The sequence below is a fragment of the Sphingobacterium sp. UBA5789 genome (assembly GCF_002418355.1).
GTDB lineage: Bacteria > Bacteroidota > Bacteroidia > Sphingobacteriales > Sphingobacteriaceae > Sphingobacterium.
The window spans coordinates 589,456-613,827 of the sequence record NZ_DIDX01000004.1 but is presented as its reverse complement, the minus strand read 5'-3'; the positions used below and the strand labels follow the sequence as shown (position 1 = coordinate 613,827).

Here is a 24,372-nt window from a genome sequence, read left to right as displayed (position 1 = left end):
TTTTTTAAAGGTTTTATTTAGAATCAGACATTTATAAGACAAACAGGGGACGGCAAAATCGTAACTTGTACACATTCATTAAAATTAATTCATTATGGGAATTTTAGAAAATAAAGTAGCTATTGTAACCGGAGCAGGATCAGGGATTGGTCGTGCTGTAGCTTTGTCTTATGGAAAAGAAGGTGCAAAAGTAGTAGTTTCAGATATTAATGAGAATGCCGGACACGAGACGGTAGATACGATTGTGAAGGGCGGAGGAACGGCTTTCTTTTTTAAGGCGGACACCTCCTCTGCAGAAGAAAATGAGGCTCTTGTGGATGCAACGATAGAGAAATACGGGAAATTAGACATTGCCTGCAATAATGCAGGTATAGGAGGTTCAGCTGCATTAAGTGGCGATTATGGATTAGAAGATTGGAAAAAAGTAACGGATATCAATTTTAACGGCGTATTTTACGGTTGTAAATACCAGTTAAAGGCGATGGAAAAAAATGGTGGGGGAGCTATTGTTAATATGGCATCTATACATGGTATGGTCGCTGCACCTATGTCATCCGCCTACACCGCATCCAAACATGCTGTAGTCGGGTTGACCCGCAATATAGGTGCCGAATACGGTCCGAAGAATATACGTTGCAACGCTGTAGGTCCCGGATACATTATGACGCCTTTGCTGACTACACATCTGAGTAAAGAGCAATTGGAAACCTTACGCGGGAAACATCCGATGGGACGCCTTGGAGAAGCAGAAGAGGTGGCAGAATTAGTGCTGTTCTTGAGTTCTGACAAAGCATCTTTTATGACAGGAGGTTACTATCTGGTAGATGGAGGTTATACCGCAGTTTAGTAGTTTTATAAAATCGAAAAGCGTGACTGAATATGGATTTAGTCACGCTTTTTTTATAACATCAATTTAATAGGATTTTTCATAAACCTCTTCTTACGGAATCTTCATCAGGAATTCTATATACTTATATATCCTATAATAAAAGAGTTGGCGGGGACGCCAACTCACGCTTGAAGTTTTACCTGTCAGCGTCGGCTGCTGTCCTCACCAGCAATAAAGAGCCGGAGTGGCTTTGCTACGCAATTGAATTTAAAACGCAGTTTTAGAGAAAAAATACTGTATTTTAGAGAAAAAAGAAAGTCATCGAGCCTGATGAAAGCATTAACATTCATTATAATAATTTTAAGTATCAGTTTTTCTGCAGTAAAGGCTCAGCAGCCTACGGTTGAATCATTGGTAAAAGCCTGGAAAGTAAAAGACAAAACACAGTCCTTCAAAGCTGAAGAAACCTATGCACAGTTAAAGCAAAAAAGTGGATATCCGGCTCATCAGAAGTTAATGACCAGTTTGTATTCCTATCTCAAATCCCATCCTGACGACAGACTGAAAGTGCGTATAGATATGTACGATATATTAGGAAAAAAAGAATATCATAAACTGGTAAACGAAGAGGATTCTGTTCGGCTATATGAAGATATCATGATAGCCCACAAACTGGAAGACGAGCAACTGAAATCAGAACTATATACCTTATATGCTGAAGTAGGACACAATAATTATGTATTGTACAACCTTAAAGCCTTGGAACTGCAGAAGAAAATAGGCTTAGCACATTTCAAATTTGTTCACAACAGATATTTCAATGCCAGCTATGGACTATATAACAATAATGAATACCAGCAAAGTATTGATTACGGACTTCAATGTCTTCAGTATAAAGATGTAGCTGTAGAAACCTGGGATCCCAGAGTGTATATTTTTCAACTGGATATTGTGGGAGCCTCATATCTAAAACTGGCCAGATATGACAGCTGTATTTATTACTACAGGCAGATACTGGACACGCTGCAAAAGAAACCTGATACATCTCCTTACATCCAGAAGTTATGGCTTGGGATCGCAAACGGCAATATTGGCCATGCACTAATCCTGAAAGGAGAGGAGAGGGAGGGCTTACCTCTTGTACAGCAATGGCTGAATAGCAGTACGGAGTTTAATTCCTACAATAATATATCCAAGGCTTTAAATGTATTGGCAGGAGTAGACTGGCAGCACAATAGATATACGGATGCGTTGCAAAAATGGAAATCAAGTTATATAGCCGCTGAAAAAGTAGGAAACTATATCGATGAATTTAAAATTGAGGCACTGGAAGGTATAGTAAGGAGCTACCGGACATTACATAACCCTGATAGCGCATATAAATATGGCGATCTGTCTGATAAATTAAGTAAGGAACGTTTACTGGCCATAAATTCAAAAAAGCTATCCGTCATGAAAACGCAAATGGCTTTTGATGATATGCAGGTCAACTTACAAGACATGAGTAACTACCTGAAACAGGAAAGAACAATTCGCAATTTCTCCTTAATCGCCATTGTATTACTGACTATTATCAGTCTGTTGATTTACAGCAGGCAAAAGCTTACGGCTCAGCTCTTACTTTCCAAACAGGAAACAGCTAAAAAAGAAATAGCCGATGCTCAGGCTCAGTTAACGGAGTTTGCCAAGTATATCCGGCAAAAGCAACAGCTCGTGCATCGCTTACAGTTGGTCATCAGGCAAAACAATTATTCGAATGAAGAAGAGGAAGAAAATATTAATAAGGATCTTTCCCATTATGTGTTGGTTACCGATGAGGAATGGGTGAAATTCAAGCAAGCATTTAGCAAAGCGTATCCGCTGTTTTTTATTCGGCTCAAAGAGATCATTGAACGTATCACGCCAGCTGAAGAACGATTGGCAAGTCTTATTTTCCTGCAACTGAGTAATAAGCAGATCGCAAATACATTAGGAATCAGTACAGATAGTGTAGCCAGAAGTAAGAGAAGGTTGAAATCTAGAATCAACCTTCCCTCAGATACCCGATTTGAAGATTACATCAGCACGCTGAATGAATCATCTGCTGTATAAGGATTATCGAGCTGCGAAAGCAGGATAAATTTTCCTTTCGTTTAATCCGTATTAGCTTAAATCAGTTGTGCAAGAGCTTCTTTTGAAAAGCCTTTCAGCTTATCAACTTGATTTTGCCCGATTTTCTGTACCCATTGCGGATCTGCTAACAAGGCACGTCCTACAGCCACAAGATCAAAATCTCCTCTGTCGTATCTGCCTAATAATTCATCTAAAGGACTTGGTTGGGAACTTTCACCTGCAAATGCCGCCAGAAACTCACCATCAAGGCCTACAGAGCCTACTGTAATAGTAGGTTTTCCTGTTATTTTCTTTGCCCATCCTGCAAAATTAAGATCAGATCCATCAAATTCGGGTTCCCAGAAACGGCGTTGTGAACAATGAAAGATATCAACCCCTGCTTCGGAAAGCGGTAAAAGCCACTGTTCCATTTCCCGTGGAGTCTGTGCAAGTTTATACTGGTAGTCCGCTGGTTTCCACTGTGACAACCTGATAATGATAGCAAAATCTTCACCCACTCTGCGTCTTACCTCTTTGATGACATCGATCGCAAATTTGGAACGTTCTGCCAAAGTCTCTCCGCCATAGCTATCTGTACGGTTATTGGTGGCTTTCCAGAAAAACTGATCTATAAGATATCCATGCGCACCATGCAATTCCACACAGTCGAATCCCAATCTCTGCGCTTCTGCTGCAGCATCTCCGTATGCCTGAATAGCAGAAGCAATGTCTTCAGTGGTCATGGCTCTGCCATTGGCAAGACCCGGACTGTTGTACGAAGACGGTCCTTCAAAAGGAGAAGATGGTCTCCATCCGGAATGATGGTCAGGCATAATGCCCATATGCCAGATCTGAGGCCCCATACTTCCTCCGGCCTGGTGAACGTCATTAATGACTTTCTGCCAGCCTTCTAATGCTTCCTGTCCGTAAAAATGAGGGACATCGGGATCGTTGGAAGAAGATACACGGTTGATCACCGTACCTTCGGATAGTATCAAACCTACGTCAGCAGCTGCACGTCTGCCATAATAAGAAGCGACATCGGAAGTGGGAATACCTTGCGGAGAAAAGGATCGTGTCATAGGAGCCATTACAAATCTGTTTTTTAGATGCAAGGATTTGAGTTGAAAGGGCTGAAATAAATTATTATTGCTCATAAAATTCCTGTATTTTGTTGTTATAGTTCGTCTTTAAAATAATCACTTATTAACTGTAAAATTTCTTCATTCCGTTTGTAATAGGTCCATTGTCCTATTTTGACGGATTTTACCAGATTGGCTTTCTGCATTATGGTAAGGTATTCGGATACAGTAGATTGTGTCAGTCCGGATTTTTTTTGTATCTGCCCCACACAGACCCCGACTTCACGAAGATCGGCATGTTCCTGCACTGGAAAGTGTTGTTCCGGCTCCTTTAGCCATTGTAAGATTTGAAAACGCCCCTTATTAGAGAGCGCTTTAAATATTTCTATAAAATCCATAAAGCAAATATATCGGGATTTCCCGATATACATATATCATTTACAAAACATGATGAATAACTGACACTGCATGTATATCCTGTGACAATTAATATGGGAACTATAGCATCTGGAATATCTTTTATAATTTCACTTTATACATTATCCGCCTTTTGTCCGTCATAAACCGGCATGACTTTTTAATGTAAATGCTACTTTTGATTATGAAAACCGGTAAGAATTCAAATCGGATAGTTTTACTTATTATACTGCTGGCTTTGATGCTGATGCTTGGCGTATGGCTTTACTTTGAATGCCGGATAAGACAAATCTGATTTTTGAGAATTCTGAAGTCTGTTGCTAAAGCAGAAGAAACAGGAGAGTGGTATAAGGCAATTCCTGGCTACAGACAGGGTATATAAAAATGAAAAAGGAGCCGAAGCTCCATTTATCACACATTAAGTAAAGTTTCCTTTAGCTCTCGCCAAAGCTAATTAAATATATTTGGTTAAACAAGAGAATAATACTGAAATCACTTAAATTATTTTAGGGTAAAATTAATACAATCAATTACTTATACCTCTTCTTTAAAAGTTTTGTTCTCTGACTATGTAACAATTTCTGCAATCAATTTAAAGCAATTTTAAAAAGGAGCTTTTACATTTTTATTAATTTAATTCTGTTATCCATCATTTTTAAATTTAACATTTCCTGCTAATGAAAGTTTAGCTTAGATTTGAGCCTGATGAAAAATAAAAATATTGCTGTACCGGCAGCTCTGGCATCTATGATCTGTGTGCAGGGTGGGGCATCTATCGCAAAAAAACTGTTTCCCGTTCTTGGTCCCGGTGGCACAAGTACCTTACGAATAGGTTTGTCGGCCCTGTTACTGTTTATTATCAACAGACCAAGATTGTCTGCATTGAATAAACAACAGTGGTTATACTGTTTTGGATATGGTGCCTGTATCGGCAGTATGAATCTTATCTTCTATTATGCAATTCAGCGTATTCCTCTTGGATTAGGAGTAACGGTAGAATTTATCGGGCCGCTTTTACTGGCTCTTTTTCTGTCACGCAAACTTTTGGATCTGGTTTGGGCTTTATTCGCATGTGCCGGCATATTGCTTATCGTACCCTGGCAAAGCAATAATATTGACATAATCGGACTGGGGCTCGCTTTTCTGGCAGGTATATTCTGGGCCGGATATATTGTGATGGGAGGTAAAATTTCTCAGGTAGTCGATAACAGAGTTGCTGTTACTGTAGGAATGGGTATAGCTGCTATACTGATTCTGCCGTTTGGTATTTTAAGCGGAAGTCTGGCACATTTAAGTTTCCATTATTTGCTCTTGGGATTTGGGGTAGCTATATTTTCCAGTGCATTGCCTTTTACACTGGATATGATAGCATTAAAACGTCTCCCTCCGAAGACATTCAGTATCCTGACAAGTCTGCAGCCCGCATTCGGAGCTCTGTCCGGCTTGCTCTTTTTGAAAGAATATCTGAGCTTTTTGCAGTGGATGTCTATCCTTTGTGTAGTTATTGCAAGTATGGGAACTACTCTTACCAACAGATATAAAGATACGTTGTAACCCACATTAAGGTTCCTGATAAAAAAGACATCCTATCCAAACCCGGATAGGATGCCTTCAGACTTGCAAATTTTCGTTGTATGGGTGTAACGTATATAAAAAGGCTTTTTATTAACCCAGCTTTTTCATCTTGATAATCAAAGGAGCTTCCTGAAGTTTTTCAGGTACAATAGCTACAAAGTCAAGAATATAGGATTGCTGATTGTGTATATCCAATCCCTGCTGATCCTGCCATATTTCATAGAAAACAAACCGATTCGGATCTTCCATATCTTCATGCAGATCATATTTTTGACAAGCCTTTTCCTCCAGTGTTTTGCTGACCATATTCTTCAGTGTCTCCAACACCTCATCTCTATATTCGCTTTTGGCTTTAATGACCGCTGTTAAGTATATATTCATAGCTCTGATATTTTTTATTTAGCATGCTACAGAGTTCAGTTCCTCTGCAAATACATTTTTCAAATGTAAGCGATATTGTTCCATATCCCGCTCAACCTGTGCATTTTTTTCTACATCATGAAAATGAAAGCTTTCCATTTTTTCCAGGGAGACAAAAGCATTCATACGATGAAAACCAAACAGTGCCCCCTCATCCACACTGTGTTGCTGGAAGAATTCTCCCGGCAATGTGAAGGCTGTAGCCGGAGCATTCCAACTGGTTGTCAGCATGTATTTACGTCCTGCCAGCTGACCTCCCGTGCCGTAATTAATTGCCGGATTATCGGATGAGCGTCCATCACTATGGTATATGCCTTTATTGTGACCCACCGTAAACACTTCATCTATATACTGCTTGAATTTATGTGGCAACTGGAACCACCAGATCGGGGTGTGGTAGATAATGTAGTCCGCCCACACAAATTTGCGGACTTCTTCCTCTGGATCATATCCCTTATCGATGTTTGTCAACTGAACCTCAACATCTTCCATTTCATTGAAGAAATCAAATGTGGTAGTCGCTATAGTAGTATTGAAACGCCCTCCGGAATGTCCGAAATGCTGTCCTCCATTAATGATAAGTATCTTTTTCATATATATTGTTTTGATATGTTACAAAAATACGGTGGTCAATACTATTATAAAAATAAGATAATTTATATATTTGTATCATAATTATAATACTTAGTAAATGGTAAATCTGGAATGGTACCGCACGTTTAAGGCGATTTATAAAACAGGAACCCTGACAGGTGCTGCTGAGGCACTTTTTATTTCTCAGCCGGGTGTAAGTCTTCATCTGAGTTCGCTGGAATCTTATGTAGGATATAAATTATTTGACCGCACCGGTCGGAAAATGGTACCTACAGAACGAGGCAAAGTGTTGTATAATGCGGTCGTCGATGCACTGACAAAACTGGAAGAAGTGGAGAAAAACTTTCAGAAAAGTACGGAACAGCATACGCCCACGATAAGCATAGGGATGTGCTTTGAGACCTTTCAGATCACTCTCGAACAGTATGTTTCTTCGTTACCCTTTAATCTTATTATCTGCTTTGGAGAATATCCGGAAATGCTGGATCAGCTGGACAAGGGAATCGTTGATCTGATTATCACCCCTCAAAAAGGAAATTCCTCACAACTGGAATTGGAACCGTTTTCCTGTGAACAGATCGTACTGGTTGGCGGAAGCGATGTGAATAAAGCGGCTTTTGAGGCCATTCGGAAGACAGATGATATCCATCAGACCGAAAACTGGCTGAAAGAACAAAAGTGGTATGGCACAACAGGAGATATGGAACATTTACTACGATTCTGGAAACTTAATTTTGACCAGCAACCCAACTTCCGGCCTAATTATATTGTACCCAATCTTAATTCCATAGTACGTTGTCTGAGTGGAGGAACAGGGCTTGCCGTGATTCCGGATTTTCTATGCCGTCAGGAAATAGAAAACGGACAGATACAATTGATATGGGAAGGAGTGAAGCCTTTGAAAAATACGCTTTACTTTGGTACCCGCAAACAGAATTCACATCAAAAGGAAATCAATCGTATCAAAGACCTTTTCAGAAAAGTGATGGGAAGAGCTGTAGAACAGGAAACCACTTAAAACTGTTCTACTATCAGGAATATTCTGTGTTTTATCTCAAATCAAATAATAAATAGAACATCACTAATATCTCAGCAAATTCAACGAATATCATTCCGGGCTCAATTTTTGACAAGAACACTGTTATATTTAAGTTGTCAATCCTTTAAACATGACATGATTGGAATGAACGAATTCAGAGAAAAGGAAATAAAGAATATCATCAGATTGCGACAGGTAGTAATGACAGTATTGCTGCTGGTTAATTTTTCGGTTATATTCTTTTTTGGCTACAATTTTCATGTCGTTTACACAGAAAGAAAGTTATATCATATTGACTTCCTGAGCTACGTACTACCTACTATCCTTTATCTGCAGGTAATACTGGCTATACCATTTGGTATACTTCTTTATCTGACCTACAGACGGACCGCGATTTTCATTACTATACTAAGACAATTGGATGAGGATAATTTGCAGCTGTATCACCGGTATGTGCAAGTTATAGGAAGGTTTTGGGCCGGTATTGCGCCTTATGTTTTCCAGACACGCCATATTATTATTCCGACACTCGTATCGCAAAAGAATATCCCTTATACAGATATTATGGATGTTTCATTTTCGAGATCCAGACCCTATAAATCACCTACTGTGTATAATATGAAGATCAGAACTTTTGAGAATAAAAAACACAGCGTTACTTTCTATCAGTATGCTCAGGCACAATTTGCCATTCAGACATTTATGGAAAAACAACCCGGAATACCTGTGGTAAATAGTATAGATATCAGATAAACAACGGAATGAGCAAGGAACAACTTACAGTTACACTTAAGGGAAATATCTTTGATAAAAAGGGAATCTGGCTTTACACTTTATTTTCCCTGCTGATCATGCTTCCCTTTGGCTACTTCTTTTACGCCAAAGGCTATGATCTTTTGTTTCAGCTATTTGGCTTCTTGATTACAGGCCCTGTGAGTATCGTACTGATTGTACTGCTGTTTGCAATCGTGTATTATGCTGCTATAAGTTTGTTTAATCTTCTGTTGAAACCCGTGGTGACCCTCTCCCTCGTAAATAAAAGTCTGGAGATCAAAAGCAGGAATCAATTTTACAGTATTCCGTTGGATTCTATTCATATTGTTAAGGCTGTGATCAGAAACAAGCGCTGGGACAGACTGAGTATAATTACAGAAAAAACCATTCATATCAATACAGGCAATGTATTTATGGGTATTGTAAATAAAGAGCTGGATGCCTTCTGGTCCCGGTTGAGTACTATACTGGAAAAGGAATACCAGTATAGTACTCATAAAAATGTGGGCCAGGTAAAAAATGTATATTATGAACAGCTTTTTGTGTACCAAAAAGGAATGCAGATTGAAACGGTCACACGTCCGCTTAAGATTAAAACGGTTCTCTTTATATTACTAGGTTTCTTTCTGATATTGGCTGGCATTGTTTATTACCTGATTAACAGGAATAATGATGACGATCCGGATAATCAGGTTGCCCGAAATGGTGTATATCTTCCGGGTAACGGCAGTCCGTATCTAAGCTATAATAACGAGGTGTATTTCTTAAGAATGGGAGATGGTTATTTTAAGGTAAAAGAGGCCAGCCTTAGCAGTTTTAAACAACTTACTTACAAGAATGAGTATGGAAGCAAAATGGGTATTGATGCAACTCATGTATATTCTGGTAATAATAAGATACCCGGGATTGACCATACAGCAACAATATATGTAGGACAGAACTTTGTGAAGGATGGTAAATCTGTTTTTTATAAGACAAGAAGAATACCGGGTGCCGATGCAGCCAGTTTTGAAAGCCTCCCTCATCCGCGTATCAATACACCAATATTCAGTTATGCGAAAGATAAAAACAATGTGTATTATCAGGATTACATATTACCTGGGGCGGATGTATACAGTATTTCATCCATAACTGGAACAGTGGAATATGTAAAAGACAGCAAACATGCTTACTATCATCAATATCTCTTACAGGGCATGAATGGACGCAACTTTACTGCAGAAGAATTAGATTATGCGCTTACATATGGGACTGATGGCCGAAACCATGTGGTAAATGGAATTATTTTTCCTGCTAAAGTACAGGACAGGCTATGGGGATCAGTAACTCCGGATCTGAATCAAATGGTCTTGCTACAGAAGCGTGCTTCAGGAAGATTACATCTGCTCTTTTCTGATCTCAGATCGCTTTACTATTTCGATTCAGATAAGCAGGCTTACATACATGCAAAAGCGATAAAAGGACTCCGACCATTTGTAAATGGCATATTTAAGGATGATAAGGTTATATATTTTACAGCTTATCAAAATATAAGAAGCCGTAAATACGGACATTTGGGAGAGGTGACTTATATACACAGGTCGAAAATTCCTCAACAGGATTTTGTAAAATACAAAGAGGACGAACACCTTATTGTATACAGACAAGGCAATCAGTTTTACGCTACTGTAATTGATTTGCCAAATATTCACCCCATTTATTCTTCCCTATATCTTGTGGAAAATATCAGTCATCTGGAACGCGAACTGACAGCCCGAAATTATGATAATGTAGCCAATCTGCTGAAACTTATAGAAGGGGAAGAATGTGCTATTATCAGAACAAAAGAACAGGCTTTTTTGGATAAAGAAACAGATTAATTAATACGATCTAAATATATGAAATACAATATTATTAAAAGGAATTACTGGAAGTACATAAGCTTTTTAGGATTAATATTTACAGGTATGGTTACAGAAAGTGCCTTTGCACAAACAACTATTGATACTCTGATAATTAAGGCTGGAAATATAGAACGTGCTTATATGGATAAAATCAGTATTATCGGCATTTTAGCACAAAAACCGGTAGTACTTAAAGATGGCTCCTACAGGCTGGAGAGTAAAAATCAAACAGCTGATATTACACTGTCGAACGGGCTTATCTCTGGTGCTGTATCAGAAACAGATGGTAATACGAAAAATGAGTATACTATTACCAATTCTTTAATTATGACCTATACTTCATTTACCGGGGCTATCCCGACAGTAGAAACGTATAGAAAGGAAAAGAACCTGTTTTTTAAGCAATATGAAAACAGTATACTGAGAACGGAGGGCTGGGTGTCTCTGGACAAGAACAAGCACTATGGAAGAGGTGTCAGTAAGACCTATCACCGTAATGGTAACATACAGCAGATTTCGGATGAGGTCTCGGAGACCTACACGGAATATTATGAGAATGGCAACAAACAAAGAGTATCAGCAATAGACAGATATGAAGCATATGATGAAAACGGCAGACTGACCAATAAGCAGTATCAGAAGAATAATGTGAGATACAGCGATGATTATACAGCAGGTAAGCTCTATATGCGTACCTATGAAAACAGCGAAAAGGATGAGGTAAAAGAATACTATGAAAATGCTATACTTCAAAAGAAAGAGGTGATCAAAACGGTCAACGGTATTCAACGGTTACTTACTTATAACAAAGCTGGAAAATTAATCAGCAATGAACGCTACTTACCCGTGGAAGAAGCAATTATATACGATGAGAAAAAACCCTCCGGACAATAAATCGTTATTCTTATGAAGCAATTATTAGCAATTACGTTATTCATCTTTATAATTACTTCCTGCAAGGAAGGCCATAAAAAAAGTGTTACCAATCCGTCCGGAAAGCAGGTGACTGCAGATACCAGTATTAAAACAGGGAATGAAGTCAACCCATTGAAGGAAATAGAGAAAAGTGGAAGCTCATTTTACGATTGGTATTTCAATAATGATTTCCAGTATATTGATATTGTTAAGGATAAAAATGGAAAATCTTCTTTGGATACAGCTACTTATTTTAAAGCGCTCAGGTCGCTTGGCACTGTTTCGGAAAAATTTATCAGGGAAGAAAAGAAAAGGCTAAACAGGTGCTATTTATTTTTAGGGACGGTTAATTTTGAGGATTATGAAAATGCCGATGCGTATACCTATGATACCTATTGCGGAGATCTTTATTATATGTACTGGATCAAAAGTCAGGAACCACCAGATGAATATACTGTTCTCAATGTAAAACAGCTATCTGAAAACAAAGGAACAATGGATATTTACCTGAATTATGGTGGTCAGGGAGATCCTTTATGCAGAATAGATGTGGAAAGGGAAGGCGCAGGCTGGAAAATAGTACATATTGATTTTTTCAACAAAACCAATCCCGATATAGAAAAGCAAAAATTTTACGGATACAAATGGCAGAACGGGAGAGTAGCCCTGAATATAGGAGAAAGTTCTCTGGCATTTGAATACCATGGGCAGTGTGTTTATTTCTACCCGGTGCGTAAGATCAGCGATACCGAATTTGAAATGATCTGGGAAAGAGATGTAGATTGCAAATTTGATAACGGTACAGCTGAAACTTTCGGGCTGAAAGAAGTCCCTCAGATGGGCAAACCCTTCGCCAGATTCCGCTTAAAGGATAATATCCTGTATGCGACCTATTATTACAAATCCTGGGTGAAAGCGTACTCCGAAAAAGTACAGGATGGGGTCTTTACAGAAACTTATTTTAAAATGGCAGAGTAGTTACCTTATGGATAGATAAAAAAACAGATTATCTCGTAAGATCCGAATTCAATTTTTAAGAAGAGCCGGCATACCAGATATACCGGCTCAGTACTTCTAAAGAACTTTAATGAAAAAGTCAAAACTGCTACTATTATCCTGATATCCACAAGTACCTATCGTAGGTAACCAGGCATCATGAAAACGTATACGCATAGCAACAACACCTGTTTTAGCGGTAGCAGGAATCGCTATAGTTCTACTTACTGCTACCACTGTGGCACTATTATCGCTGGCATTGTTACCAATATAAAAAATACACTCAGCAGTATTATCAAATACGCCATCTCTGTTCCAGTCCACCCAGGCAATAATCCTGTTCCATTTTGTAGAGGGACTGTTGTTAAAGTTCAGTGTAAAAGATGTACCCCTTTTGGCTTCTATTAGTTGTGTCGTATAGTTTACATATCCACCTGCAGGAAAAGCACTGGCAGTATAGCTGATGTTTTGTGTTGCTCCAGAAGTAGATAGGCTTTGTATATAGCGATCGGCAGGAGAAACGTCATCTCCGGGAGCACCACAATATTCAAGGGCTCCATTTCCAATTAAACTTGTTTCTAACTTATTGATCCCCATAGCTCCGCCTGCTACGTTGACCTGATTCCAGTCAAGATTACAAAATCGCATAGCATAACGGGCATCAAGATAAGTGGGAGACGAAGGATAATCAGGCATCCATATTCCTATATTATAACTTCCAATATTCTGTGGCTTATCAAAATTTGCCGAAAGTGTTTGCGTCACTCCTGTATGCCAGTCCGATGGCTTATTAGTTAATGCTTTAGATTCCACAACAGATCCATCTGCTCTCATTAATACTAAAAATACCTGACGTGGATTATGGATAGCGGAGAAGCCATAATTACGAATGACAATATTGCATTTGATTTGATTTGTTTCTTCAATTACATTTGAGGCAGCATAATCCACCCAAAGGATAGCCAAGGTGATCAGCTACGTAATCGTAAACACTACGCGTTACTCCACCATTAAAATAAGCCGGATCGTAAGGAAAATCATTGGCATCCAACTGTCCTTTTGTAATTGGTGTATTTTTCCAGTTTTGAATAGCCTGAGGGTAACTGTGAGTCACACTGAAAGTGGTATAATGATGGTCTTTAAACTGCTTGATAGCCTGGATAGGATTCACATAATTTACATTCCATTCACCTGTTCCTTCATAAGGCATTTCTCCGTCCATTAATGTCGATTTCGAATCAGTAGATACTATGCTGTAGTTTCGGGAAGACCAGAAACCATCACTGTATGCATGCTGATGGGTATTATCTGTTAAAAAATCATTATGAAATCCTATCCGGCTTTTTTCACCGGGGGAGAGTGTTGAAGCGGTTTTGTAAGCAGGCATACGTAATTGTGTATTTCTTTGCTGGGGCAAAATGCTAAGTAATTTTTGCAGCAGATTATCCTTATCTGTTTGATTGTACGCATTGTTATAGTTATGCCATTCTCCCCATAATCCTATAGTACCAGCCTGCAGAACATGTATTATGTCAATGTTGTTTTGTATGATAGGTTTTAGTTGATCAAAATGGGAAAGTATACGTGACATAGGCGGATAAACATAGCCCCCTGTACCATCGTAAGTATATGCAAATCTTAGTACCACTTTATAACCCTTATTTCTTCCCCGTTTAATACTGCAGATACAGTATCCAATGCAGCTTGTGATAATGTATTTGTACCTGCAAAGTCAGTAAGATACAGATATAACTGAGACACTTTTATATGTCCGTCACTCGCATTATAGTTTTGCTCCAATCTGGTTAACCAGGTATTGACATTTAATTTACGATTGCTATCCCAGGGAAAGATTAATGAAGGGATTTTAGCCATTTCCTCATACCTGAATCCTCTTTCGGGATTGGGTAAATGTGATTGCGAACTTCCTGAGGGAGTTAACCCTGATGCCATGCCCATTTTATTGGTTAACAGCATTTCGTTATTCTCGGGTATAAGAATTTCTTTATTGCAACTATAAAGAATAAAACACAACAGTACTGTACCCAATGAATAGATAATTGGTTTGAAATTTAACTTTTTCATTGTAAAAATTGGTTATTGATTAGTATAAATTACACGTAATATCATTTGATATTCAATATGTATGAATTTCAAATTTTACGCTTTTTGTTAAAATAATTTATTTTATCTTTTATGTTGCTTTCGAAAACTGTAAAGCAACTGTTGTTAGTGTGATCCGAATCTAAGATTAAATAAGTTAATACAATACTAAGTATTATTTAGTAAATATAAATATTTTTTTAAAAATATTTATTAAACTTATTTGTGTTAAGCATCTTATTTTTAAGAGCTTGAAATTATATACTAATAGATCGCTTTGGTTAAATATCTGCATTTTACCAGTCTGGCTGATGTATTTTTTAAAAAGCTATTTTTCTAATATGATAATAGTATAAGTCGGAAAACTAAAGGTGAAACAAAAAATCCCCACATTGCTGTGAGGATTTCTGTGCGCCCACCTAGGCTCGAACCAGGGACTTTTACTATTTTTTTCAGCTACACTCTTCTATAAAAAAGCTTAGAAGCAGCTTACCAATACCTAAAAATTAAAATCACTAAATTTAAATATATTAAAATTTGGGAAATGCAAAATATATCCTGAATGAAAATAATTTCAAAATATAACCTCAGGTTGTAGGATAGCTAATCATGTTGCTTTAATTTTAGTTTTTATTGCACTAACATTAAATTACTTAAAGTATGAAAAAAGTCTATTTTTTGATTTTTTGTACACTAGTCCTCTCGTGTGCGAAAAATGATGGGATCAATGATAATAATACCATCAGTATAGATGATCTGCAAAAGAGCTTCTATCAGCAGAACCCAGATGCAAACAATCCTTACTTTCTGAACCAGAGCTACAAGACATCGATTAATTGGGAGAATGTAGTCGAATCAAATGATGGATCTTTATATGTAAAAGTCAACAGTCCGGATACATTAAATGTTACAAGCAATCTTAGATTAGAAAACTATTTGTGGTTAAAAGCAAAAAAAATCGATAAGGAATGGATATTTTCTTTTATCGCTTTTATTCCTGAAAATGTCGATAGTTCAAATTCTTTCTCAGGAACGATAGTGACAACATATCTTCCCAATAAAGAGATAACACTCGAATTATACAACAGTTACGGACCTGGTTTTTCTCTCTTGGCTCCAAGATTGCCTAAAGATCAGGACTGCATCTATGGATATGTCAATGGACAGTTAAATGCACTTTACTGTGGCTCAGGCTCAACAAAAGATGATTATGATAAATGGTTAAAAGGAAATCCAAAAGATTATATGAATACTAATCCATCCAAAGGAGGGAGCCCTGGTGGTGGTAACAAGGGTAATACTGGCAGTAAAGTATACGTAGAGAACTATATTACCAACCCTTGCCTTAAGAAAGTTGTTGATGAAATCATAAGCAATGATATTGCTTCATTAACAAATGAATGTCTGCTGGAAGTATTCAAACAAAATGACAAGGTCAACCTTCGGTTTTATGAAACAACCGGACTTCCTGATCTGACATCGGGTGTCGCTAAGACAACTTATAGATCAGGCTCACCTTATCTGGATGTTAATATTGAATTGAATGTAAATACACTTCCAAATGCTTCACAGGAATACATTGCTACAACTACTTTACATGAATCTATTCATGCTTATCTTTATACCAAAGGTTATTTTAATCAGGCAATAGGCCAGCATGATGTAATGTGGTCTAATTATATTGATGTAATGGCAGGTTATCTAAATCAAAATTATGGCACAGATATAAATGAGGCCCAAATTCTTGCTACAGATGGTCTATACAACACTTTTGGTAGTAAAATTACCGAAGAGGTTTATACAAAATTAATTAACAAAAAACCTTTTCCGAGTGACCAAAGGTCTGCTCTGATTGAAAAATACAGACTAGGACAAAAAGGTAAAAAATGTAATAATTAACAAAATAAAACAGCTACGTAACATGGAAAATTCAAAAATAAAGTACATCCTTATCATTATGTTTTTAAGCCTGATAGTGGGATGTATAACAAGCAAAAAAAATGACTGGCAGGGTAGCTACACCAAAAAGAATGTGTACGATAAGAATATCGAAAAGGACAAAGTAGCGGTTTCGATTAATCTCTTTGACAATCGAGATAACAGTAAAATTGACATATCAGATGTAAAAGATCTGCCCGGAAAAGTTATTGCTACATCAGAAAACTCCAAACTATTATTATTTCATAAAGATTCGGTTCCAGAAAGTATCTGGATTAAAAAATTAAACAAATCCACTATAGTGATTCATCCAAAAGAATATAGGAAGAATTTGATCATCTACAATATTTATCTTGGTCACAATCCTAAATATATATTGTAATACAATAGGCATCATTATTTTGAGAGATAAAATGTATTGAAATATTGATGTACAAGATTTATTATTAATGTTTTAATCTTTTGAAGAAATTATCCCTACATGATTAATACCATGTAGGGATTTAAAGTTATGCAGTATTTCTTAAAAGATTTTTTTTGCCCCTTTCTTAACAAACTTGGGTCGAGCCCTTGGCTACGAATGGTCTATATAACACATTTGGCAGTAAAAGTCTGCAACAAACTTATGCTGTTTTAAGTCAAAAAACAGTACATCAATGACCGAATGCGCAAATATTATAGAATCATATAAAACCGGAGCAAAAGGAAAAAAAATGTAAAAATTGACAAATTAAAAGTAATACCATGAAAACAAGAAAATCACACTTTATCTTACCTCTAATCTTAATTTTTTTCATGAATTGTTCAACTACAACGAAGCTTGGAAAGTCGGGAAAAATTAGAGAGAAGAATATTTACAGTAAAAAAATAGATAAAGATCATATTGGAGTCTCTATAAGATTATATAATTTAAAAGATAATAAAGAGCTTAACATATCTGAATTAAAGGAGTTACCCGGATTGGTAATTGACAGCGCTTTTAATTACAAACTTCTTGTCTTTCATAAAGATTCTATTCCTAGACAGTTAAGGGTTGAGAGAAATGATAAAATGCCATTGGTTGTTTACCCAAAAAAAGGGAAAAAGAATCTGATCATGTATAAAATCTATCTTGGAGATGATATTAGAAGTGTAATGTGATTATTTGTTTAATCAATGTAAGCGACAAACAGAATATGCAAAATTCAAAAATAAAGTATATCGGTATCATTATGTTTTTAAGCCTGATAGTGGGATGTATAACAAGCAAAAAAAATGACTGGCAAGGTAGGTACACCAAAAAGAATGTGTACGATAAGAATATCGAAAAGGACAAAGTAGCGGTTTCGATTAATCTCTTTGATTATCGTGACAACAGTAAAGTTGACATATCAGATGTGAAAAATCTTCTGGGAAAAGTTATTGCTACTTCAGAAAACTCCAAACTATTATTATTTCATAAAGATTCGGTTCCAGAAAACATCTGGATTGAAAAATTAAATAAGGGTGCTATAAAGATTCGTCCTAAAAAAGAACTTAAGAAGAATTTAATCATCTACACTATTTATCTTGGTCACCTCCCTAGAGCTATTTTGTAATATTATAGGCATCATTATTTGGTAAATGTGTCGATTGTGCTTTGTTGGGATTTTTTGGTAAAGAGGGACTTTTACATTTCAAATTCCATCTGTTTTTTATGATGTCATAGGCTCTAGCGCCAGCAAAAGTTCGTAACGTAGTTGTAACAAACCCGCATGGAGTTTAAAAAAAATATGTCAATATACTAATAAGAGGGAACTCGTCTAATAATTGTTGCTGACGATAATCAGCATCCTAAACCAAAAAATCCCCACATTGCTGTGAGGATTTCTGTGCGCCCACCTGGGCTCGAACCAGGGACCAAAAGATTATGAGTCTTCTACTCTAACCGACTGAGCTATAGGCGCGGTTTTTTTGTTGTCTTTTCAGCAGTTATTTCTGTTTTGACGATGCAATTATCGATATTTGTAACGATAAATCAAAATTTTTGTATGCAAAAAGTTAAAAATATTATTCTTGATTATGGCAATGTGATCTTTATGATCGACTTTATGAGAGCACAGGAAGCCTTTACTGCGCTGGGTATCAAAAATGTAGATCAATTTTTTGCGCACAAAGGCCATGCACCAATTTTTGATGCCTTTGAGAAGGGAGAAATCTCCGCCGAAGCCTTTAGACAGGGAATTCGTGATACCGCAGATGTTCCTCACCTCAGTGATGAGCAGATCGATGCTGCCTGGAATGCATTGCTGATTGGTGTGCCGGAGGGAAATCATGAACTTCTATTGGAGCTGAAAGAGAAGTATCGTTTGTTTCTGTTGAGCAATAATAATGAGATCCATTATCAATGGATATTGGATTATCTGAAACGGGAATATCAACTGGAAGATAATACTTCATTTTTTGAGAAGGATTATTATTCCCATCTGATGAAAATGCGAAAACCCAATGCCGATATCTTCGAATATGTATTGAATACACATGATCTCAACCCGGAAGAAACTGTTTTTATAGATGATAGTCCGCAACACCTCGATACCGCTGCAAAATTAGGTCTTCAAACGTTTCTGCTAACCAAGCCTGATACATTACCAGCTTTACTGAAACGTGAAAAATTAATAGACTGATCCGTGAGCAGGAAGAATCAAAAATATATTTGAATTAAATTCGTTTATTGCAGAATAACTTCCTATCTTTGTGACCACAAAAAAAATTAAAGAGCTACGAAAGGAGGTATATAGAAAGCATGATCATTGTAAATGTAAAAGAAGGAGAGTCATTGGATAGAGCATTAAAACGTTTCAAGAAGAAATTCGAGAAAACAGGTGTTTTAAGAGAACTTCGCTCACGCCAGGCTTTTGAGAAAAAATCTGTTACCCGTCGTATTCAGGTTAAAAAAGCAATCTACAAACAATCTTTAAATCAGGAAACTGTTTAATTATTGTTTCGACATAAAAAAGGTTATCCCCACAAAGGATAACCTTTTTTTGTTTTAGGGCTATTATTTCTATTCTGATGAGGCTAAAATTCTGGTCAGGACCTCAGCTTAAAAGAGGGAAGGAGATGGGCTTTATATAGGTTTGTATTTCTTTTATTATTCAGGATTTCTGACTACTTCATCGTGTTCTCAGCACTTGTCTGATAGGGTTGTGGAAAGTATATTATTTAAGCATCCATTACCAAAAGCTAATTTATGAACCATTACCTTATTCTATCTTTGATCTTATGTCTTTGGTTAACCGGCTGCGATCCTGGAGCTGATTACAGAAGTTTACCAAAAGTAACAGAGGCACCCTTACTTCCAGCTTCGTGGATCGCTTCATATCCGACATCAGGAGGCTACGAATTACCCGCAGATGTACCTTGGGTATCGGAAGATTATAACAGCCCGTTATTTCTGAATGCCATGAACGATGGTGATCTTGTAAAACTCCGCATTATCTCATCCGGATGCTTTCAATACAGCATTTATGAGATTCGCATCATAAAAAACAAAGCCACATATCAAGTGCTATACGGAAAGAATATAAAGAATCTGACTCTAAGCCAATGGCGGAGTTTGATGAAATTTGAACGGGAGCTAAGCCTTCAGAAAAACAATACAGGTAACTGTACAAATATTGACACCTATATCTTATCCGCTAAAGGGAGAGAATTCACTATAAAAGATTCCTCATGTCGTTGGAGTGGAAAACAAAACTTGCTGGAAGCATTACAACTAAGTTCAGAATAAATTGTGGTGACCGGACCGAGACAAAGCTAAAGGTGAAAGGGAATTAAAAAAAGAAAGCTCCAACAAAAGTTGGAGCCTTAAGTGTTCCCGGAGGGAGTCGAACCCACATCGACAGAACCGGAATCTGTAATTCTATCCATTAAACTACGGGAACAATTCGCAAGCGAAGATAATGAAGTTTGGATTAATATCTATATTTTTTTTAACATTTTAAGAGAGGTTCATCAGCTGTGAAAAACAGCTTGATGAACCTCCTGAGTGATAATCCTGTTATGTGATTACCTAATCCTTACAGATCAGGCATTTGCCTGAATGTATATGATTCTAGTGACCGTGGTCACCTGCATGTATAAGATGTAAATTAACTTTCAGGTCCAGATCATTCTCACCGGAGAATTTAGTGAAATTCACATTATTCCAGTCAGCTGCTGTAATACCAGCCTTTGCACCAGGGTTAAGATGACGTAATACATAGCGGAATGTAAAAGAATCAGATGTTTTCAACACCGTAAGATATCCGGTAACACCAACATTCACTTTGGTATTATCTGCTTTACGATCCGCATATACGTATTCTAATGTTCCTGCCGGTGCTCCCAGTAAGAAAACCTGATGGATATCATCTCTGTCCACAAAAGTTTGCTGTGTTTCGCGACCTGCAAAATCTTTAGCGACCATACTCAACCGGTATGTTTTACCTTCTTCCAGATCCAGATGCGCTCCTACAGGTGGCAATAGTGGATTACCACTGAAAGAGACAGTCTCTGTTTCAGCTCCCGTAATATCATTGTAATGATAGTGATCCCCGTGTGCTTCGCGCTCTACTTCCGTAAAGGTTAACGTCACGCCACCCACTTCTTCCTGATCATCCTCAGGAACCGGATCATCCTTAGAACAAGATTGAAGAGCTACAAAAGATGCAGAGAAAAGTAATACGAGTAGATAATGATTAAGTTTTTTCATGTTGTTAAATGTTTATTTAATAAAAAGTCAGCACTTGTACGGAATGATTCAGACAAGTGTATTAAAATTGATAAGCTACACGGAAAGAGATATTCCGGCCTGCTCTGTGGGCATAGTACCGGAAGGTATCCATATAATCCTTGTACAACTTATTCATCAGGTTTTCTGCAGAAAGCGTGAGGTGCAGCTGTTGTTTTCCAATAGCCCAACTTGCGCCTGTGTACAGATCCACCAGGTGATAGGCAGGGGGAGGAGCTACATAATCCATGTCTGCTTCAAAACGATCCTGCCGGGCCACATACCGGTGGCTTAATTTAACATACGGTTTTTGCGCCCATTTTGCGGATGCCAGATTCCATTGTATACTCTGTGTGACTCTGTCCGAGGGAATAAACGGAAGGTAAGTTTTCAAAGAAGTATTTTTAGCTCTCACGGCAGAAAATGCCAGATCATATTGCCAGTAATCAGAGATATGATAAGACCCTTTGATGTCCAGCCCGTAGAAAAAGGCATTATGCTGCTGATAACTATACACCGGGAAAGTGCCACGTATAGTTTGTCTCACAGAGTCCGGGTTAGGTACAGCATAAATGTAATCGTAGATATATTGCGCATAGATATCCATATTGACATCTATTTTACCCGGATTATAAAGCAGGCTATTGACCCATTTTACTCCTTTTTCACTTTTCATGTCCGGATTACCGACTTCATAAATACCGCTTCCATGATGCAGGCCATCGCTGTACAATTCATTTGCTGAAGGCGCTCTCCATGCCAGGCCTATATTACTCTTCCAGTTGAGGGCAGGCGTAATATGGTATAACAGTCCTGCTGTTCCCGAAACGTTGTGAAATGTCCGTGTACCGGAATACAACTTTTGATTGATAGTCCCGTCATCATTCGGATTCCGGTAGTCATAACGGTAACCTGCCGCATCAAAGTAGCGGTAATCATAACGCAGTCCAACTTCAAAATGGTAGGAATTGTGATGAAACTGTGTAAGTCCGAATACACCAAAGCTATGATTGTCATAATTTGGAATAATCGGTGTAGTACCTGTTCCCGGCTTATTGTTGTTGATCTGTATAACTCCGTTAAGACCAAACTGAACAGCAGGTGTGCGGTACAGTACATCCAGTGACTGAGTAGTGAGGGACATATCAGCCATAGGCAAATCATCAGCTTCCACACGACGCAGATCGTATTCCCTGCGGTGATTGCGCTGATAACCATACTGTACCTCCATTGTACCCGAAGCAGACAATTGTTGCTGCCATTTCACTTTTGCCAGATCATGAGTTACCTGTTGACGCGGAGCTTCTATAGTATAAGAAAAATCATACTGATCAAGTGGTCTTCCGTTTTCGATAATGGTATAAATATCTTCACGTGTTCCGACATGGGCTCCGCGAAATATTCCCAGATTGGTTCCGAACCGACTGAAATAGGTCTCAATATGTCCGGACTTCAGGCGATATTGCAACTGACCGGAAAAATTAAGTTCTTCCACACCAGTATTGCCGAGATAGTACGATCCTGTGCGGATGTTCCCCAGTTTCTTTCCTGATGCCTGTAAACGCCAGGCCAGATCAGGAAGTACTTTTGTATTTCCTTCCAGCATTGCCGAAGTGGTACCTCCACGTCCGTTGCTTTCGCCTACTAGATCCAGTCGGCCGCCGATCACTTTATCGTAACGAAGTTCGGCAGGAGTAGTTACAACTACACCACCCAAAGCATCCGCACCATAACGTACAGCCTGCGCTCCTTTAATCACTTCGATCTTATCAGCTGTAAACGGATCGATCTCCGGAGCATGCTCTGATCCCCATTGCTGCCCTTCCTGTCTTATTCCGTTGTTCAGCACAAGTATCCTGTTGCTGTGCAGCCCGTTGATGACCGGCTTCACGATTGAACTCCCTGTACTAAGCGTAGTCACACCGGCAATCCTGCTCAATGCATCACCTAAAAGCTTTCCTTTTGTTTCGGAAAGATCCTGAGCCGAAAGACGGTGTTTGCTTCCTGAAAGCGCTGTATTAGAAACTCCAACCACTTCTACATCATCCAGATGAATATTAGAAGGACGGAGTGTAAAATTCTGAGATTTATCTTTAGATAAGACAATCTGATCAGATTGCAGGGCATCATATCCTACAGAACTGATATGCAGAGTATACGTACCAGCACAGACAGCAGACAAGCGATAATAACCTTTGGCATCCGTCATTACAGATTTGCCGGAAGGCTGAAGCATGACCGTTGCATTGGCAACAGGAAGTTTGGTTGTTGCAGATTGAATCTGCCCTGTCCATACATACGGACAGGAGGACTGGGCAAAGGACAGCGAATAAGCTGTGCACAATAGTAATATAGCGATTACTCTTTTAATCATTTAAAATTGAATCAATGACAATGGGCATACACATTTGCCTCGTGCAGGTCACAGCGTAACAAAATGAATCTGTCGGATACATCTACGCTACAGACTGCAACCTGTCAGGCTAGCTGTGTGATGATATTCTTGAATGTGGCGACAAATACTATCTAAAAGCACTCCTTAAAAGAAAATCCTGTTAAAGAATTCACAGACAGATTTATCCGCAAAAAGTATGTTAAAAGGGGGTCTCTAACAAGGAGGATCCTTGTTGGATTTAAGGGCATCAAAGCCTTTAGGTATCTTAAATGCTAACTCATCCTGAAGCAGTCTGTTGACAATCTGCTCAGGAGCAGATAACGTCAACTCGGGAGACAGCGGTAAGACTGTACGATCTGTATGTATAATATGACAGATAGCACATTCTGTGGCCGAGTCCTTAGCCGGGGAAGAATTATTACCCGATGCATGTACAGGATGATGATGTGTGTGGGTATATTGTACAGAATAGAAAAATGCAAGCAACAACGCTGCTAAAAGCGTGCAATATTGGGTTATATACTTGCGACTATTCAATATAATTATGTTTTTCAGTATGCAAAAATACATCAAATACAACTAGGTTGCA

Annotated in this window: 25 protein-coding genes and 2 tRNA genes; 15 read left to right on the top strand and 12 right to left on the bottom strand. The window is 38.1% G+C overall.

What is annotated here, in order from left to right:
* Nucleotides 1–94 precede the first annotated feature (94 nt).
* On the top strand, nucleotides 95–847 hold the full coding sequence (locus B4B65_RS11960; RefSeq protein ID WP_293915821.1) for an SDR family NAD(P)-dependent oxidoreductase: 753 nt from the start codon (nucleotides 95–97) through the stop codon (nucleotides 845–847).
* Between the two features lie 312 nt (nucleotides 848–1,159).
* Nucleotides 1,160–2,920 carry a helix-turn-helix transcriptional regulator gene (locus B4B65_RS11955; protein ID WP_293915820.1) on the top strand — a complete coding sequence of 587 codons (1,761 nt, stop codon included), beginning with the start codon at nucleotides 1,160–1,162 and terminating at the stop codon, nucleotides 2,918–2,920.
* A 56-nt stretch (nucleotides 2,921–2,976) separates the two neighbouring features.
* On the opposite strand, the gene B4B65_RS11950 is transcribed toward B4B65_RS11955, so the two are convergent.
* Nucleotides 2,977–4,077 (bottom strand): NADH:flavin oxidoreductase, encoded by a 1,101-nt coding sequence (locus B4B65_RS11950; RefSeq protein ID WP_293915819.1) that lies wholly within the window; start codon nucleotides 4,075–4,077, stop codon nucleotides 2,977–2,979.
* Between the two features lie 20 nt (nucleotides 4,078–4,097).
* The gene (locus tag B4B65_RS11945; RefSeq protein ID WP_293915818.1) at nucleotides 4,098–4,400 is read right to left on the bottom strand and encodes an ArsR/SmtB family transcription factor; all 303 of its coding nucleotides are present in this window, start codon (nucleotides 4,398–4,400) and stop codon (nucleotides 4,098–4,100) included.
* 724 nt (nucleotides 4,401–5,124) lie between these two features.
* Here B4B65_RS11945 and B4B65_RS11940 point away from each other — a divergent pair.
* The gene (locus B4B65_RS11940; protein ID WP_293915817.1) at nucleotides 5,125–5,973 is read left to right on the top strand and encodes an EamA family transporter; all 849 of its coding nucleotides are present in this window, start codon (nucleotides 5,125–5,127) and stop codon (nucleotides 5,971–5,973) included.
* Nucleotides 5,974–6,084: 111 nt separating this feature from the next.
* On the opposite strand, the gene B4B65_RS11935 is transcribed toward B4B65_RS11940, so the two are convergent.
* The gene (locus B4B65_RS11935) at nucleotides 6,085–6,375 is read right to left on the bottom strand and encodes a putative quinol monooxygenase (RefSeq protein ID WP_293915816.1); all 291 of its coding nucleotides are present in this window, start codon (nucleotides 6,373–6,375) and stop codon (nucleotides 6,085–6,087) included.
* Between the two features lie 18 nt (nucleotides 6,376–6,393).
* Nucleotides 6,394–7,008: an NAD(P)H-dependent oxidoreductase gene (locus B4B65_RS11930; RefSeq protein WP_293915815.1), complete on the bottom strand. Its 615-nt coding sequence runs from the start codon at nucleotides 7,006–7,008 to the stop codon at nucleotides 6,394–6,396.
* Nucleotides 7,009–7,105: 97 nt separating this feature from the next.
* Here B4B65_RS11930 and B4B65_RS11925 point away from each other — a divergent pair, with 97 nt between their 5' ends.
* The 5 genes from B4B65_RS11925 to B4B65_RS11905 all read left to right on the top strand — a co-directional run bounded on the left by B4B65_RS11925 (nucleotide 7,106) and on the right by B4B65_RS11905 (nucleotide 12,597).
* A complete protein-coding gene (locus tag B4B65_RS11925; protein WP_293915814.1) occupies nucleotides 7,106–8,026 on the top strand; it encodes a LysR family transcriptional regulator in 921 nt (306 codons plus the stop codon).
* 165 nt (nucleotides 8,027–8,191) lie between these two features.
* Nucleotides 8,192–8,800, top strand: a complete 609-nt coding sequence (locus B4B65_RS11920) for a hypothetical protein (protein ID WP_293915813.1) — start codon at nucleotides 8,192–8,194, stop codon at nucleotides 8,798–8,800.
* 8 nt (nucleotides 8,801–8,808) lie between these two features.
* Nucleotides 8,809–10,680: a DKNYY domain-containing protein gene (locus B4B65_RS11915; RefSeq protein WP_293915812.1), complete on the top strand. Its 1,872-nt coding sequence runs from the start codon at nucleotides 8,809–8,811 to the stop codon at nucleotides 10,678–10,680.
* An 87-nt stretch (nucleotides 10,681–10,767) separates the two neighbouring features.
* The gene (locus tag B4B65_RS11910; RefSeq protein WP_293915811.1) at nucleotides 10,768–11,598 is read left to right on the top strand and encodes a hypothetical protein; all 831 of its coding nucleotides are present in this window, start codon (nucleotides 10,768–10,770) and stop codon (nucleotides 11,596–11,598) included.
* Nucleotides 11,599–11,610: 12 nt separating this feature from the next.
* Complete coding sequence (locus B4B65_RS11905; RefSeq protein WP_293915810.1) at nucleotides 11,611–12,597, top strand: hypothetical protein; 987 nt, start codon at nucleotides 11,611–11,613, stop codon at nucleotides 12,595–12,597.
* 96 nt (nucleotides 12,598–12,693) lie between these two features.
* Here B4B65_RS11905 and B4B65_RS11900 read toward each other — a convergent pair whose 3' ends face one another.
* From B4B65_RS11900 to B4B65_RS11890, 3 genes are read right to left on the bottom strand one after another with little or no spacing between them, the layout of a single operon-like run.
* Nucleotides 12,694–13,581, bottom strand: coding sequence for a GEVED domain-containing protein (locus B4B65_RS11900; protein WP_293915809.1), 888 nt, complete (start codon nucleotides 13,579–13,581; stop codon nucleotides 12,694–12,696).
* Nucleotides 13,538–14,263 (bottom strand): DUF4874 domain-containing protein, encoded by a 726-nt coding sequence (locus B4B65_RS11895; RefSeq protein WP_293915808.1) that lies wholly within the window; start codon nucleotides 14,261–14,263, stop codon nucleotides 13,538–13,540. The genes B4B65_RS11900 and B4B65_RS11895 overlap by 44 nt, the downstream gene beginning before the upstream one ends.
* Nucleotides 14,254–14,700 carry a hypothetical protein gene (locus B4B65_RS11890; protein WP_293915807.1) on the bottom strand — a complete coding sequence of 149 codons (447 nt, stop codon included), beginning with the start codon at nucleotides 14,698–14,700 and terminating at the stop codon, nucleotides 14,254–14,256. The genes B4B65_RS11895 and B4B65_RS11890 overlap by 10 nt, the downstream gene beginning before the upstream one ends.
* 678 nt (nucleotides 14,701–15,378) lie before the next feature.
* Between B4B65_RS11890 and B4B65_RS11885 the strand changes: the two genes are divergently transcribed.
* The 4 genes from B4B65_RS11885 to B4B65_RS11870 all read left to right on the top strand — a co-directional run bounded on the left by B4B65_RS11885 (nucleotide 15,379) and on the right by B4B65_RS11870 (nucleotide 18,233).
* Nucleotides 15,379–16,617 carry a hypothetical protein gene (locus tag B4B65_RS11885; RefSeq protein WP_293915806.1) on the top strand — a complete coding sequence of 413 codons (1,239 nt, stop codon included), beginning with the start codon at nucleotides 15,379–15,381 and terminating at the stop codon, nucleotides 16,615–16,617.
* Nucleotides 16,618–16,639: 22 nt separating this feature from the next.
* On the top strand, nucleotides 16,640–17,038 hold the full coding sequence (locus B4B65_RS11880; protein ID WP_293915805.1) for a hypothetical protein: 399 nt from the start codon (nucleotides 16,640–16,642) through the stop codon (nucleotides 17,036–17,038).
* A 362-nt stretch (nucleotides 17,039–17,400) separates the two neighbouring features.
* Complete coding sequence (locus B4B65_RS11875; RefSeq protein WP_293915804.1) at nucleotides 17,401–17,796, top strand: hypothetical protein; 396 nt, start codon at nucleotides 17,401–17,403, stop codon at nucleotides 17,794–17,796.
* Between the two features lie 35 nt (nucleotides 17,797–17,831).
* On the top strand, nucleotides 17,832–18,233 hold the full coding sequence (locus B4B65_RS11870) for a hypothetical protein (RefSeq protein WP_293915803.1): 402 nt from the start codon (nucleotides 17,832–17,834) through the stop codon (nucleotides 18,231–18,233).
* 274 nt (nucleotides 18,234–18,507) lie between these two features.
* Here the strand turns inward: B4B65_RS11870 and B4B65_RS11865 are convergent.
* Nucleotides 18,508–18,581: transfer RNA gene (locus B4B65_RS11865), tRNA-Ile, on the bottom strand.
* 42 nt (nucleotides 18,582–18,623) lie between these two features.
* Here B4B65_RS11865 and B4B65_RS11860 point away from each other — a divergent pair.
* From B4B65_RS11860 to B4B65_RS11850, 3 genes are all read left to right on the top strand, one after another.
* Nucleotides 18,624–19,301 (top strand): HAD family hydrolase, encoded by a 678-nt coding sequence (locus B4B65_RS11860; protein WP_293915802.1) that lies wholly within the window; start codon nucleotides 18,624–18,626, stop codon nucleotides 19,299–19,301.
* Nucleotides 19,302–19,420: 119 nt separating this feature from the next.
* On the top strand, nucleotides 19,421–19,612 hold the full coding sequence (rpsU, locus tag B4B65_RS11855) for a 30S ribosomal protein S21 (protein WP_002995293.1): 192 nt from the start codon (nucleotides 19,421–19,423) through the stop codon (nucleotides 19,610–19,612).
* A gap of 255 nt (nucleotides 19,613–19,867) precedes the next feature.
* Nucleotides 19,868–20,407 (top strand): hypothetical protein, encoded by a 540-nt coding sequence (locus tag B4B65_RS11850; RefSeq protein WP_293915801.1) that lies wholly within the window; start codon nucleotides 19,868–19,870, stop codon nucleotides 20,405–20,407.
* 82 nt (nucleotides 20,408–20,489) lie between these two features.
* Here the strand turns inward: B4B65_RS11850 and B4B65_RS11845 are convergent.
* The 4 genes from B4B65_RS11845 to B4B65_RS11830 all read right to left on the bottom strand — a co-directional run bounded on the left by B4B65_RS11845 (nucleotide 20,490) and on the right by B4B65_RS11830 (nucleotide 24,320).
* A tRNA-Arg gene (locus tag B4B65_RS11845) sits at nucleotides 20,490–20,561 on the bottom strand.
* Between the two features lie 170 nt (nucleotides 20,562–20,731).
* A complete protein-coding gene (locus tag B4B65_RS11840) occupies nucleotides 20,732–21,370 on the bottom strand; it encodes a hypothetical protein (RefSeq protein WP_201679243.1) in 639 nt (212 codons plus the stop codon).
* 61 nt (nucleotides 21,371–21,431) lie between these two features.
* Nucleotides 21,432–23,762: a TonB-dependent receptor gene (locus B4B65_RS11835; protein ID WP_293915800.1), complete on the bottom strand. Its 2,331-nt coding sequence runs from the start codon at nucleotides 23,760–23,762 to the stop codon at nucleotides 21,432–21,434.
* 234 nt (nucleotides 23,763–23,996) lie between these two features.
* Complete coding sequence (locus tag B4B65_RS11830) at nucleotides 23,997–24,320, bottom strand: hypothetical protein (protein WP_293915799.1); 324 nt, start codon at nucleotides 24,318–24,320, stop codon at nucleotides 23,997–23,999.
* Between the last annotated feature and the right edge of the window lie 52 nt (nucleotides 24,321–24,372).

Bases quoted from the DNA above. Each gene is read 5' to 3' on its own strand.
- B4B65_RS11880 (WP_293915805.1), top strand. From the start codon at position 16,640: ATGGAAAATTCAAAAATAAAGTACATCCTTATCATTATGTTTTTAAGC.
- B4B65_RS11960 (WP_293915821.1), top strand. From the start codon at position 95: ATGGGAATTTTAGAAAATAAAGTAGCTATTGTAACCGGAGCAGGATCA.
- B4B65_RS11925 (WP_293915814.1), top strand. From the start codon at position 7,106: ATGGTAAATCTGGAATGGTACCGCACGTTTAAGGCGATTTATAAAACA.
- B4B65_RS11840 (WP_201679243.1), bottom strand. From the start codon at position 21,370: ATGAAAAAACTTAATCATTATCTACTCGTATTACTTTTCTCTGCATCT.
- B4B65_RS11935 (WP_293915816.1), bottom strand. From the start codon at position 6,375: ATGAATATATACTTAACAGCGGTCATTAAAGCCAAAAGCGAATATAGA.
- B4B65_RS11945 (WP_293915818.1), bottom strand. From the start codon at position 4,400: ATGGATTTTATAGAAATATTTAAAGCGCTCTCTAATAAGGGGCGTTTT.
- B4B65_RS11955 (WP_293915820.1), top strand. From the start codon at position 1,160: ATGAAAGCATTAACATTCATTATAATAATTTTAAGTATCAGTTTTTCT.
- B4B65_RS11910 (WP_293915811.1), top strand. From the start codon at position 10,768: ATGGTTACAGAAAGTGCCTTTGCACAAACAACTATTGATACTCTGATA.
- B4B65_RS11915 (WP_293915812.1), top strand. From the start codon at position 8,809: ATGAGCAAGGAACAACTTACAGTTACACTTAAGGGAAATATCTTTGAT.
- B4B65_RS11920 (WP_293915813.1), top strand. From the start codon at position 8,192: ATGAACGAATTCAGAGAAAAGGAAATAAAGAATATCATCAGATTGCGA.
- B4B65_RS11835 (WP_293915800.1), bottom strand. From the start codon at position 23,762: ATGATTAAAAGAGTAATCGCTATATTACTATTGTGCACAGCTTATTCG.
- B4B65_RS11885 (WP_293915806.1), top strand. From the start codon at position 15,379: ATGAAAAAAGTCTATTTTTTGATTTTTTGTACACTAGTCCTCTCGTGT.
- B4B65_RS11950 (WP_293915819.1), bottom strand. From the start codon at position 4,077: ATGAGCAATAATAATTTATTTCAGCCCTTTCAACTCAAATCCTTGCAT.
- B4B65_RS11905 (WP_293915810.1), top strand. From the start codon at position 11,611: ATGAAGCAATTATTAGCAATTACGTTATTCATCTTTATAATTACTTCC.
- B4B65_RS11890 (WP_293915807.1), bottom strand. From the start codon at position 14,700: ATGAAAAAGTTAAATTTCAAACCAATTATCTATTCATTGGGTACAGTA.
- B4B65_RS11870 (WP_293915803.1), top strand. From the start codon at position 17,832: ATGCAAAATTCAAAAATAAAGTATATCGGTATCATTATGTTTTTAAGC.
- B4B65_RS11930 (WP_293915815.1), bottom strand. From the start codon at position 7,008: ATGAAAAAGATACTTATCATTAATGGAGGACAGCATTTCGGACATTCC.
- B4B65_RS11850 (WP_293915801.1), top strand. From the start codon at position 19,868: ATGAACCATTACCTTATTCTATCTTTGATCTTATGTCTTTGGTTAACC.
- B4B65_RS11875 (WP_293915804.1), top strand. From the start codon at position 17,401: ATGAAAACAAGAAAATCACACTTTATCTTACCTCTAATCTTAATTTTT.
- B4B65_RS11940 (WP_293915817.1), top strand. From the start codon at position 5,125: ATGAAAAATAAAAATATTGCTGTACCGGCAGCTCTGGCATCTATGATC.
- B4B65_RS11860 (WP_293915802.1), top strand. From the start codon at position 18,624: ATGCAATTATCGATATTTGTAACGATAAATCAAAATTTTTGTATGCAA.
- rpsU (WP_002995293.1), top strand. From the start codon at position 19,421: ATGATCATTGTAAATGTAAAAGAAGGAGAGTCATTGGATAGAGCATTA.